Source organism: Streptomyces sp. NPDC033180 (genome assembly GCF_055577645.1).
Window position 1 is genome coordinate 1 of sequence record NZ_JBVIPU010000027.1, and the last position, 11,863, is coordinate 11,863.

Genomic DNA, 11,863 nt, shown 5'->3' on the forward strand with positions numbered 1-11,863 from the left:
CAAGGGGCAGATCTTCGTCAAGGGTGAGGTCATCAAGACCGTCCCCGAGTCGAAGATCGTGGAGACGCTCATCGAAGAGGCGCTGAAGATCGCCGAGCAGATGGAGAAGGACGGAATCCCCTCCGGCGAGCCGACGGTGGCCGTCGCCGGCTGATTGCCGTCTGCGTGGGCCCCGCCACCCGGGTTGGTGGCGGGGCCCACGTGCGCGTGACCGGACCGGCTCCAACCTGAACCGCCGCTCCGCGGCGGATGCTTCCCACCCGACCACCCCGGGGTAATCGGGTGGGCCGGCGGGAGACCTCGCCGCGGAGCGGCGGACAAGCCCCCCACCGGCCCGCAGGGGAAGAGCAGTCCCAGCCACTCCATGGCGCGGCGAAGAACAGCCACCCCCGGCCCGCAGGGGAGAGGAGACAAAGCCCCCTCCAAGCCACCCCACGGCACAAGGCGCCCCCGCCAGGTACAGTGCGGAGATCAGCAGACCGTATGGTGAGGCCCCCGCACGTGTTGACTCAGACCACCACCAGGGTCCTCGAACCGAGTGACCTGGACGCCGCGCTCGCTGTGCTCGACCGCGAGCCGGTGGCCAACGCCTTCGTGACCTCACGGGTCCGCGTCGCGGGCCTCGACCCGTGGCGGCTCGGCGGCGAGATGTGGGGCTGGTACCAGGACGGAATGCTGGAGTCCCTCTGTTACGCGGGCGCCAACCTCGTCCCGATCTGCGCGACCCCGCGAGCGGTCCGCGCCTTCGCGGACCGCGCCCGCAGAGCGGGCCGCCGCTGCTCCTCCATCGTCGGCCCGGCCGAATCCACCGCCCAGCTGTGGCGGCTGCTCGAACCGTCCTGGGGCCCCGCCCGTGAAGTCCGCGCCCAGCAGCCCCTGATGGTCACCGACCGGCTCCCGTACGACATCACCCCCGACCCGTACGTCCGTCGTGTCCGCAAGGACGAGATGGAGACGATCATGCCCGCGTGCGTGGCGATGTTCACCGAGGAGGTCGGCATCTCGCCGATGGCGGGCGACGGCGGCCTCCTCTACCAGGCGCGGGTCGCCGAACTGGTCGGCGCGGGGCGGTCGTTCGCCCGCATCGACCGTGACGGCAAGGTCATCTTCAAGGCCGAGATCGGCGCGGCCACGGCACATGCCTGCCAGGTGCAGGGTGTCTGGGTGGCCCCCGAGTTCCGGGGGCAGGGCTACGCGGCACCGGGCATGGCGGCCGTCCTGCGCTACGCCCTCACGGACGTCGCCCCGGTCGTCAGCCTCTACGTCAACGACTTCAACACCGCGGCCAGGGCCGCGTACCGGCGGGTGGGGTTCCAGGAGGTCGGGGCGTTCATGAGCATCCTGTTCTAGCCCCCTTCGAGCCCCTGCGTTCCAGCCTCCTTCAGCTCCTACGCGTCTCAGACCGCACTCCTCACGTACGCCCGTCCGCGAGTTAAAGTTCGGCGCATGACTGACGACGTCGTGATCGGGCCGCTGGACCTCGCCACGCACGTGGACGAGGCGCTGCGGGTGCAGGCCCACGCCTTCGGGCTCAGCGACGACGAGGTGGCCGTGCGGCGGCAGATCGTGCTGCGGCACATCACCTACCCCGGGGCCCGCGCGCTCGGCGCCAGCACCCCCGAGGGACGGCTCGTCGGCTTCGTCTACGGGATGCCCAACGACCGCGGCCACTGGTGGTCCACGGTCGTCGAGCCGTATCTGCGGGTCGGCGGCAGCGAGGACTGGCTCGACGACTCCTTCGTGATCACCGAGCTCCATGTGCAGCCCGGCCATCAGAACCGCGGAGTCGGCCGCACGCTCATCACGACCATCACGGACGCCGTCGACCAGCCCCGCTCGATCCTCTCCGCCATCGACACGGAGAGCCCCGCCCGCGGCCTCTACCGCTCCCTCGGGTACGCGGACCTGGCCCGCAACGTCCAGTTCCCCAGCGCCCCGAAGCCGTACGCGGTGATGGGGGCGCCGCTCCCGCTGCGGCGCCCCGGCACCTAACCGATTTCCGCACGCCCCCGCGCCCCGGCTAACCTCCTGCACATCATTCTTTCCACGCAGGAGTTCACCATGGCCCAGGTCCAGCGCATGTCCCGATTGATGATCAAGACACTGCGCGACGACCCGGCGGACGCCGAGACGCTCAACCACAAGCTGCTCGTCCGGGCCGGATACGTCCGCCGCACCGCCGCCGGCATCTGGTCCTGGCTGCCGCTGGGCAAGAAGGTCCTGGAGAACATCACCCACGTCGTACGCGAGGAGATGGACGCCATCGGCGCCCAGGAAGTCCTCCTGCCCGCGCTCCTGCCCAAGGAGTCGTACGACGCGACGGGCCGCTACGACGAGTACGGCGACCTGCTCTTCCGCCTCAAGGACCGCAAGGGCGCCGACTACCTCCTCGGCCCCACGCACGAGGAGATCTTCACCCAGATCGTCAAGGACCAGTGCTCGTCCTACAAGGACCTGCCGGTGATCCTCTACCAGATCCAGACGAAGTACCGCGACGAGGCCCGCCCCCGCGCCGGTGTGCTCCGTGGCCGCGAGTTCCAGATGAAGGACTCGTACTCCTTCGACACGACGGACGAGGGCCTCGTCGAGTCGTACGCCCTGCACCGCGCCGCGTACATCAAGATCTTCGAGCGACTCGGTCTCGACCACCGCATCGTCTCCGCGGTCTCCGGCGCGATGGGCGGCTCGGCCTCCGAGGAGTTCCTGGCGCCCGCGCCGGCAGGCGAGGACACGTTCGTGGACTGCCCCGCGTGCGACTACGCGGCCAACACCGAGGCCGTGTCCTTCGTGGCCACCGAGGTGGACGGTTCCGCGCACGGCCCCGTCGAGGACCTGGACACCCCCGACACCCCGACGATCGAGACGCTCGCGGCCCACCTCGGTGTGCCCGCGTCCGCGACCCTGAAGAACCTCCTGGTCAAGGTCGACGGCGAGATCGTCGCTGTGGGTGTCCCCGGCGACCGCGAGGTCGACCTCGGCAAGCTCGGCGAGCACCTGTCGCCCGCCGTCGTGGAGCTGGTGACGGCCGAGGACTTCGAGGGTCGCGACGATCTCGTCCGCGGATACGTCGGCCCGCAGGGCCTGGAGAAGGTCCGCTACATCGCCGACCCGCGGGTGGCGGCAGGTACGGCCTGGATCACCGGGGCCAACAAGATCAACACGCACGCGAAGAACGTCGTCGCGGGCCGTGACTTCGAGGTCGACGACTACCTCGACGTCGTGGTCGTCGAGGAGGGCGACCCGTGCCCCAAGTGCGGCACCGGCCTGAAGCTGGACCGCGCCATCGAGATCGGCCACATCTTCCAGCTGGGCCGCAAGTTCGCCGACGCCTTCCAGCTCGACGTCCTCGGCCAGCAGGGCAAGCCGGTCCGCGTGACCATGGGTTCGTACGGCATCGGCGTCTCGCGCGCGGTGGCGGCGCTCGCCGAGCAGACGGCGGACGACAAGGGTCTGTGCTGGCCCAAGGAGATCGCCCCCGCCGACGTCCACGTGGTGGCCGCGGGCAAGGCGCTCCAGACGGAGCTCGCGCTGGATGTCTCCGAGCAGCTGAACGCGGCGGGTGTGCGGGTCCTGGTCGATGACCGCGCGGGCGTCTCCCCGGGCGTGAAGTTCACGGACGCGGAGCTGATCGGCGTCCCGACCATCCTGGTCGCGGGCCGCCGCTCCGCCGAGGGCGTCGTGGAGCTGAAGGACCGGCGGACCGGGGAGCGCGAGGAGCTGACGGTCGCTGAGGCTGTGGCGCGGCTGACGGCCTGAGTCGGGCTGGGGTCCGGGCGGTCCCTGCGGGGCTTTCCCCGATCCCGCCCCTTCCTGAAACCATGGGGCCGGGCTATATCCAGCCTGTCCGGCGTTTGAGGACGAACTCGGCGAAGCCGGTGATGACGGCACGCAAGGCCAAGGCCCTCGCGCCAGCGAGTTTTCGGGAAGGGGCGGGGTCGGGGAAAAGCCCCGCAGAGCCCCGCCCCCCCTACAACCAACCCGCGAACTCCAACAACAGCTCCGCATCCTGCTCCCGCCCGACACGGCGGGCCCGCACCCCCGACTCCACGGCGCGGAACAAGGTCCACCCCCGCAGCCGCTCCTGGTCCACATCCAGCGACTCGGCCAGCTTCTTCACCCGGCGGCGGGTGATCGAGGACCCCGAGGGTGAGGCGATCAGGTCCTCGACGCGGTCGCGCACGAGCCGGGCCAGGTCGAAGGCGGGTTCCCCGACCACCGGGTCGGGGCCCACGGCCAGCCACGGCAACCTGTCCCCCTGCAGAACCTTGCTCTGCCGGAACGTGCCGTGCAGCAGCCGCACCTCCACCTCCCCGGCGAGCAGCTCATTCCGCGCGGCGAGCGCCGCGTCCACCAAGGGCGCGACCTCCCCGTCGGCGGACGCCCGCATCGCGTCGGCCTGCCGCCCCGTCCGCTCGGCCACCGTCTCGAAACGGTGGCCCGTCGGCGGCTCCACCCACAGCCGCCGCAGCGTGCCCGCCGCCTCGAGCAGGGCCTTGGCCTCGGGCAGGGAACGGACCGACACATCGCGGTGCAGCCGCTCGATGAGGAGGGCTCCGTCCGCGGCGGCGGGGTCGAGCAGCCGTACGGCACCGAGCCCGTTCCAGTGCGCCAGCGCGGCCCGCTCGCTCTCGGGCCGCGACCTCGGCGGTACCAGCTTCAGGACGGCGGGCGTGCCGTCGGTGCGGCGCACGAGGATGACGAGGCTGCTGCGGCCGCCGGGCACATGGACCCGCTCGACGGTCAACTCGCGTAGAGCGACGGCCGCTTCAGCTGCCCCGGGCAGCTTCTCCAGCCAGTCGTCGCCGTCCTGCGCCGTCTCACCGAGGGCGGTGACGAGACGCTGGGGCGGTTCGAAAGCCATACGCGAGGTGTTCCCTTCCTGAGCGGGTTAGGCCTTGGGAGCCGAGGAGCCAGGAGTGGCGGTTCGCTCGGCGAGACCAGGGAAGGTTACGCTCCCGCCGCGCCACCGCGCCGCACGGACCGCCGCCTCCCGCAGCGCCTCGGCCGCGCTCCCGCGCCGGGCCCCGGTGGAAGCCCGTACGAGATCCGAGTAGACCCCCGCGACCCGCTCCTCCAGCTCCGTCGCGAGCCGCACGGCCGCCGCGGAGTCCGGCACCGCGAACGGCAGCGCGTAGGCGGCCGCCGACGGCTCGGGCTCGCCGCCCAGGTCGCGCACGGCGCGCTGCAACTCGTCGCGCCGGGCGCGATGCGCGTCGTACGCCGTGCGCGCCTCGTCCCTGCGGTCCTCGCCGATCCGGCCGCCGACGACCCCGAAGCCGTACACAGCGGCGTGCTCGGCACCCAGGGCGGCCTGCACCGCCCCCAACTCGTCCTTGGAATCGCTCACTTGTCGCCCTCCGTCAGCAGATACGCGTGCGCGGCGCCCGAGGCCGCCACCGACGCCAGCAGCCTGGCCAGCTCCGCAGGCGCATCAAGGAGGTCGCGACCGCGCCGCTTCGCCAGCTTCCGCTCGGCCTCGGCGAGCTCGCGCACGGCGTCCTTCTCGTCCTCGGGGACGGTGGGCTTCGGTGAGCGCGACGCGGACGCGGACGCGGAAGGGGGCGGGGGAGTGGGGGAGGCCGGCCCCTCGGCGAAGACCGCCTTGTGCCGCTTCACCTCCGCCCGCAGCGGGCCGAGCCGTCCGGCCAGCGAGGGATGCGCGGCGAGGACGGCGTCGTACCGCCCCAGCAGCTCACCGCTGTCCGAGGCGGCACGCGCGCGCAGCCGCGCGACGGCGGAGGGGCGCTCGTCCGCGTCCGTGGATGCGGAGTCCGAGCAGCCCGAGAGCAGCACGGCCCCGGCCGCTCCTGCGGCCCCGGTCAGCAGGCTCCTCCGGCGCGGCCCCGAGCGGGCGTGCGAGGGGGTGGGATACGACGGCACAGCAGACGTCCTCGGCAGGAAGGCCAGAAAGGCAGGCAGTCAGAAGGTGGGCGAGCGAGTCAGAAGGTGGGCGAGCCGGGCGCGAGCCCGGTGATCACCGTACCTGCGGGCTGCCCTCGTACGCGTGAGCGGCTCGATGCGGGGCTGCCTGCGGCCGCACCAGGGGCGGACAGGGGCCGGACAGCGGGCGGCAACACCCCTCGGGACCGGATACCCTTTGACCTGACACGCGACGATCCCACAACAGCACACGCGGCCGAGGAGTCACCCGGATGAGCACCACCCAGAGCGAGAGGCTGCGAGAACTGCTGGAACCGCTCGTCAGCTCGAAGGATCTGGATCTCGAAGAGATCGAAGTGGCCTCGGTCGGACGCAAGCGGGTGCTGCGAGTCGTCATCGACTCGGACGACGGCGTGGACCTGGATCAGATCGCGGAGATCAGCCGCGAACTCTCCGAGAAGCTCGACGAGAGCGACGCGATGGGCGACGGGGAGTACACCCTCGAAGTCGGCTCCCCGGGCGCCGAGCGCCCGCTGACGGAGCACCGCCACTATCTGCGCGCCGTCGGCCGCCTGGTGAAGTTCCAGCTGACGGAGGGCGGCGACGAGCTGATCGCCCGCATCCTCGAGGTGGACGACGAAGGCGTGGATCTTGAAGTACCGGGCGTGAAGGGGCGCAAGCCCACCGCCCGCAGGCTCACCTTCGAGGCGATCGCCAAGGCGCGCGTCGAGGTCGAGTTCAACCGCAAGGACAAGAAGGAAGAGGAGGCGTAGCCGTGGACATCGACATGAGTGCCCTGCGGGGTCTGGTCCGGGAGAAGGAGATCTCCTTCGACCTGCTGGTCGAGGCGATCGAGTCGGCCCTCCTCATCGCCTACCACCGGACCGACGGCAGCTTCCGTCGCGCACGCGTGAAGCTGGACCGCGACAGCGGCCATGTGACGGTGTGGGCGACCGAGGACCCGGCCGACCTCGAAGAGGGCCAGGAGGCCAAGGAGTTCGACGACACCCCCTCCGACTTCGGCCGTATCGCCGCGACGACCGCCAAGCAGGTCATCCTGCAGCGCCTGCGCGACGCCGAGGACGACGCGACCCTCGGTGAGTACGCGGGCCGCGAGGGCGACATCGTCACGGGCGTCGTCCAGCAGGGCCGCGACCCGAAGAACGTGCTCGTCGACATCGGCAAGCTCGAGGCCATCCTGCCGGTGCAGGAGCAGGTGCCGGGCGAGGAGTACTCCCACGGCCTGCGCCTTCGTTCGTACGTGGTCCGGGTGGCGAAGGGCGTCCGTGGCCCCTCGGTCACGCTGTCCCGCACGCACCCGAACCTCGTGAAGAAGCTCTTCGCGCTCGAGGTGCCGGAGATCGCCGACGGTTCGGTCGAGATCTCGGCCATCGCCCGTGAGGCCGGCCACCGGACCAAGATCGCGGTGCGCTCGACCCGCTCGGGCCTGAACGCCAAGGGCGCCTGCATCGGCCCGATGGGCCAGCGTGTGCGCAACGTCATGGCCGAGCTCAACGGCGAGAAGATCGACATCGTCGACTGGTCGGACGACCCGGGCGAGATGGTCGCCCACGCGCTCTCCCCGGCGCGGGTCAGCAAGGTGGAGATCGTCGACCTCTCGGCCCGTTCCGCGCGGGTGACGGTGCCCGACTACCAGCTGTCCCTCGCGATCGGCAAGGAGGGCCAGAACGCCCGCCTCGCCGCGCGGCTCACGGGCTGGCGCATCGACATCCGCCCGGACACCGAGCAGCCGCAGGACTCCGAGGAGGCCTGAGCGGGTGCGGATCGGGTTCGGATCGGGTCCGGATCGCGCGCTGAGATCCAGTCCTGATCCGGTCCTGATCAAGACAACAACCGTTCGATTTTTGCCCCAAAGGGGTGAGGTCGGTACGGGGAGGTAGACTTAATCGTGTCTGGCCGGACGCAAGCCCGCGCATGCCCTGAACGCACCTGTGTGGGGTGCCGGGAGCGAGCGGCCAAGAGCGATCTGCTGCGCATCGTGGCGAAAGAGGGCGCCTGTGCCCCCGATCCAAGCGGTACGCTGCCCGGCCGGGGTGCGTATATCCACCCCGTCCCGGTCTGTCTCGACCTGGCGGTCCGACGCAGAGCGTTCCCGAGGGCCTTCCGGGCCCCGGGCCCGCTCGACACGGCGGACTTGCGCCGAGCCGTCGAGACAGTTGCCCAGCAGGCAACACCGTAAGGAAGGTCGCGCGGAACCCCGCGCGGCCCTGGTATTCCGCGAGTTGGAAGTAGGTCGAGATTGCGATGAGCACTCGATGAGCACGCGATGAGTACGCCCATGAAGTAGCGACGGTCCGGCGTAACCCGGACCTAAAAGGAGCGAAGTGGCTAAGGTCCGGGTATACGAGCTCGCCAAGGAGTTCGGCGTAGAGAGCAAGGTCGTCATGGCCAAGCTCCAAGAACTCGGTGAATTCGTACGTTCGGCGTCCTCGACGATCGAGGCGCCCGTAGTACGCAAATTGACTGACGCATTGAACCAGGGTGGTGGCAACGGCAAGCCCGCCGCCGCCAAGCCCGGGGCGCCGCGCAAGCAGGCCGCCCCCAAGCCGGCGACGCCGTCGGCTCCCTCTCCCGTGCAGGCCGCCCGTCCGGGTCCGGCCGCGCCCAAGCCGCCGGCGGCCAAGCCCGCCGCCGCGGCCGACAAGCCCGCGGCCTCCCCGGCCGCTCCCGGTCCGCGCCCGGGCCCCAAGCCGCCGACGCCCAAGCCGGCGCCGGCAGCTCCGGCTGCCCCGGCCGCGCCCGCCGCGCCGGTCACCCCGGCTCCGGCCGCCCCGGAGTTCACCGCTCCGCCGGCTGCTCCGGCCGCCTCCTCGGCGCCGGCAGGCCCCCGTCCGGGCGCTCGCCCGGGTGCCCCGAAGCCCGCGGGCCGTCCGGCCCCCGGCCAGGGTGGTCAGGGTCAGGGTCAGGGCGGTCGTGGTGACCGCGGCGACCGTCAGGGCGGCGCTCCGCGTCCCGGCGGCCAGGGTGGCGCTCCGCGCCCCGGTGGCCGTCCGGCAGGACCGCGTCCCGGCAACAACCCCTTCACCTCTGGTGGCTCCACCGGCATGGCACGCCCGCAGGCGCCCCGTCCGGGCGGCGCCCCGCGTCCCGGCGGCCAGGGTGGCCCCGGCGGTCCCGGCGGCGCCCCGCGCCCGCAGGGCCAGGGCGGCCAGGGTGCTCCTCGTCCGCAGGGTCAGGGCGGCGCTCGCCCCAGCCCCGGCGGCATGCCTCGCCCGCAGGGTGGCGCGCGTCCCGGTCCCGGTGGACCCGGCGGTGCTCCCGGCGGCGGCGGTAACCGTCCGAACCCGGGCATGATGCCGCAGCGTCCCGCCGCGGGCCCGCGTCCCGGTGGTGGCCCCGGCGGTGGCCGTGGTCCCGGTGGCGGCGGTCGTCCCGGCGGTGCCGGTGGCGGCGGCGGTCGTCCCGGTGGCGGCGGCTTCGCAGGTCGTCCCGGTGGCGGTGGCGGCGGTGGCTTCGCCGGTCGTCCCGGTGGTCCCGGTGGCGGTGGCGGCGGCTTCGCCGGTCGTCCCGGTGGCGGCGGTGGCCGTCCCGGCTTCGGTGGCCGTCCCGGCGGTCCCGGTGCCCGTGGTGGCACGCAGGGTGCGTTCGGCCGTCCCGGCGGGCCCGCCCGTCGTGGTCGCAAGTCGAAGCGGCAGAGGCGCCAGGAGTACGAGTCGATGCAGGCTCCGTCGGTCGGCGGCGTCATGCTGCCGAGGGGCAACGGCCAGGCGGTCCGCCTGTCCCGTGGTGCCTCGCTGACCGACTTCGCCGAGAAGATCAACGCCAACCCGGCGTCGCTCGTCGGCGTGATGATGAACCTCGGCGAGATGGTCACGGCCACGCAGTCCGTGCCGGACGAGACGCTGAAGCTGCTCGCGGACGAGATGAACTTCGTCCTCGAGATCGTCAGCCCCGAGGAGGAGGACCGCGAGCTGCTCGAGTCCTTCGACATCGAGTTCGGCGAGGACGAGGGCGACGAGGAAATGCTCGTCGCGCGTCCGCCGGTCGTGACCGTCATGGGTCACGTCGACCACGGTAAGACCCGCCTTCTGGACGCGATCCGCAAGACGAACGTCATTGCGGGCGAGGCCGGCGGCATCACGCAGCACATCGGTGCGTACCAGGTCTCTTCCGAGGTCAACGGCGAAGACCGCAAGATCACCTTCATCGACACCCCCGGTCACGAGGCGTTCACCGCCATGCGTGCCCGTGGTGCGAAGTCCACCGACATCGCGATCCTCGTGGTCGCGGCCAACGACGGTGTGATGCCGCAGACGATCGAGGCGCTGAACCACGCCAAGGCGGCCGAGGTGCCGATCGTGGTCGCGGTCAACAAGATCGACGTCGAGGGTGCCGACCCGACCAAGGTGCGCGGTCAGCTCACCGAGTTCGGTCTCGTCGCCGAGGAGTACGGCGGCGACACGATGTTCGTCGACATCTCCGCCAAGCAGGGCGAGAACATCGAGTCCCTCCTGGAGGCCGTGGTCCTGACCGCGGACGCCTCGCTCGACCTGCGGGCCAACCCTGAGCAGGACGCGCAGGGTATTGCGATCGAGTCGCACCTGGACAAGGGCCGCGGCGCCGTCGCGACCGTCCTGGTCCAGCGCGGTACCCTCCGCGTCGGTGACACGATGGTGGTCGGCGACGCGTACGGCCGAGTCCGCGCGATGCTCGACGACAAGGGCGAGAACGTCACCGAGGCGGGTCCCTCGACTCCGGTCCTCGTGCTCGGTCTCACCAACGTCCCGGGTGCCGGCGACAACTTCCTGGTCGTCGACGAGGACCGTACGGCCCGTCAGATCGCCGAGAAGCGTGCCGCCCGTGAGCGCAACGTCCGCTTCGCCCGCAAGGGTGTGCGGTTCTCCCTGGAGAACCTGGACGAGGCCCTCAAGGCCGGTCTGGTGCAGGAACTCAACCTCATCATCAAGGGCGACGCGTCCGGTTCGGTGGAGGCTCTCGAGTCCTCGCTGCTCCAGCTCGACGTCGGCGAAGAGGTCGACATCCGCGTCCTGCACCGCGGCGTGGGTGCGGTCACCGAGTCGGACATCGACCTGGCGACCGGCTCCGACGCGATCGTGATCGGCTTCAACGTCCGTGCGGCCGGTCGTGCCGCGCAGATGGCCGACCGCGAAGGCGTGGACGTCCGGTACTACTCGGTCATCTACCAGGCGATCGAAGAGATCGAAGCGGCCCTCAAGGGCATGCTCAAGCCGGAGTACGAAGAGGTCGAGCTCGGCACGGCGGAGATCCGCGAGATCTTCCGCTCGTCCAAGCTGGGCAACATCGCCGGTGTTCTTGTCCGCTCCGGCGAGGTCAAGCGCAACACCAAGGCACGCCTCATCCGCGACGGCAAGGTCATCGCGGAGAGCCTCAACATCTCCGGTCTGCGCCGCTTCAAGGACGACGTCACCGAGATCCGCGAAGGGTTCGAGGGCGGTATCAACCTCGGCAACTTCAACGACATCAAGATCGACGACGTCATCGCGACGTACGAGATGCGCGAGAAGCCGCGAGGCTGATCACGACAGCTCGAACCGGGGCCGGTCGAGGGGAGGTAAATCCCGTCGATCGGCCCCGGCCGTTCCGTGTACGGTTCTTGTGTCCCTGCCAAGTGGTTGGCGGGGCACGAACCCGAACCGGCGGGACATCCGGACATACATGTATGTGGGGACACTGTCCTTCGATCTGCTCCTCGGCGACGTTCACTCGCTGAAGGAGAAACGCTCCGTCGTCCGCCCGATCGTCGCCGAACTCATCCGTAAGCACGGAGTGAGCGCGGCGGAGACCGGAAACCAGGACCTCCATCGCAGGGCCGAGATCGGCCTGGCGCTGGTCTCCGGGGAGACGGGGCACCTCACCGACGTACTGGACCGGTGCGAGCGCCTGGTCGCCGCCCGTCCGGAGGTGGAGCTGCTCTCCGTTCGACGCAGGCTCCACGGCGACGAAGACTGACTGCACAGCAAGGCGAAGAAGGAGACGGAGC

11 protein-coding genes and 1 pseudogene are annotated in these 11,863 nt (G+C 71.0%); 9 read left to right on the top strand and 3 right to left on the bottom strand.

The features are described 5' to 3' along the window. The 4 genes and pseudogenes from ACZ5WE_RS37755 to ACZ5WE_RS37770 all read left to right on the top strand — a co-directional run. A pseudogene (locus ACZ5WE_RS37755) lies at nucleotides 1-154 on the top strand (flavodoxin-dependent (E)-4-hydroxy-3-methylbut-2-enyl-diphosphate synthase); the annotation flags it as partial. 347 nt (nucleotides 155-501) lie between these two features. Continuing rightward, the gene (locus ACZ5WE_RS37760) at nucleotides 502-1,350 is read left to right on the top strand and encodes a GNAT family N-acetyltransferase (RefSeq protein WP_467696052.1); all 849 of its coding nucleotides are present in this window, start codon (nucleotides 502-504) and stop codon (nucleotides 1,348-1,350) included. Between the two features lie 96 nt (nucleotides 1,351-1,446). Further along, on the top strand, nucleotides 1,447-1,992 hold the full coding sequence (locus tag ACZ5WE_RS37765; RefSeq protein WP_467696054.1) for a GNAT family N-acetyltransferase: 546 nt from the start codon (nucleotides 1,447-1,449) through the stop codon (nucleotides 1,990-1,992). Between the two features lie 69 nt (nucleotides 1,993-2,061). Beyond that, nucleotides 2,062-3,756 (top strand): proline--tRNA ligase, encoded by a 1,695-nt coding sequence (locus ACZ5WE_RS37770; protein WP_467696056.1) that lies wholly within the window; start codon nucleotides 2,062-2,064, stop codon nucleotides 3,754-3,756. A 211-nt stretch (nucleotides 3,757-3,967) separates the two neighbouring features. Here the strand turns inward: ACZ5WE_RS37770 and ACZ5WE_RS37775 are convergent, their stop codons facing one another. Genes ACZ5WE_RS37775 through ACZ5WE_RS37785 form a run of 3 tightly spaced genes read right to left on the bottom strand, consistent with a single transcriptional unit; the run spans nucleotide 3,968 to nucleotide 5,880 of the window. Continuing rightward, nucleotides 3,968-4,861 (bottom strand): aminoglycoside phosphotransferase family protein, encoded by an 894-nt coding sequence (locus ACZ5WE_RS37775; RefSeq protein ID WP_467696057.1) that lies wholly within the window; start codon nucleotides 4,859-4,861, stop codon nucleotides 3,968-3,970. Nucleotides 4,862-4,888: 27 nt separating this feature from the next. Next, complete coding sequence (locus tag ACZ5WE_RS37780; protein WP_467696059.1) at nucleotides 4,889-5,347, bottom strand: ferritin-like domain-containing protein; 459 nt, start codon at nucleotides 5,345-5,347, stop codon at nucleotides 4,889-4,891. Continuing rightward, complete coding sequence (locus tag ACZ5WE_RS37785; RefSeq protein ID WP_467696061.1) at nucleotides 5,344-5,880, bottom strand: hypothetical protein; 537 nt, start codon at nucleotides 5,878-5,880, stop codon at nucleotides 5,344-5,346. Before ACZ5WE_RS37785 ends, ACZ5WE_RS37780 begins: the two co-directional genes overlap by 4 nt. A gap of 272 nt (nucleotides 5,881-6,152) precedes the next feature. Here ACZ5WE_RS37785 and rimP point away from each other — a divergent pair, with 272 nt between their 5' ends. The 5 genes from rimP (at nucleotide 6,153) to ACZ5WE_RS37810 (ending at nucleotide 11,832) form a co-directional block, all read left to right on the top strand. Then, entirely contained in the window at nucleotides 6,153-6,653 is a 501-nt protein-coding gene (rimP, locus tag ACZ5WE_RS37790) for a ribosome maturation factor RimP (protein WP_467696062.1), read from the top strand. A gap of 2 nt (nucleotides 6,654-6,655) precedes the next feature. Beyond that, nucleotides 6,656-7,654, top strand: a complete 999-nt coding sequence (gene nusA, locus ACZ5WE_RS37795; protein WP_467696064.1) for a transcription termination factor NusA — start codon at nucleotides 6,656-6,658, stop codon at nucleotides 7,652-7,654. A 135-nt stretch (nucleotides 7,655-7,789) separates the two neighbouring features. Then, nucleotides 7,790-8,080, top strand: coding sequence for a YlxR family protein (locus ACZ5WE_RS37800; RefSeq protein ID WP_160507520.1), 291 nt, complete (start codon nucleotides 7,790-7,792; stop codon nucleotides 8,078-8,080). A 145-nt stretch (nucleotides 8,081-8,225) separates the two neighbouring features. Then, the gene (gene infB, locus ACZ5WE_RS37805) at nucleotides 8,226-11,399 is read left to right on the top strand and encodes a translation initiation factor IF-2 (RefSeq protein WP_467696066.1); all 3,174 of its coding nucleotides are present in this window, start codon (nucleotides 8,226-8,228) and stop codon (nucleotides 11,397-11,399) included. Between the two features lie 139 nt (nucleotides 11,400-11,538). After that, nucleotides 11,539-11,832: a DUF503 domain-containing protein gene (locus ACZ5WE_RS37810; RefSeq protein ID WP_467696068.1), complete on the top strand. Its 294-nt coding sequence runs from the start codon at nucleotides 11,539-11,541 to the stop codon at nucleotides 11,830-11,832. Nucleotides 11,833-11,863 lie beyond the last annotated feature (31 nt).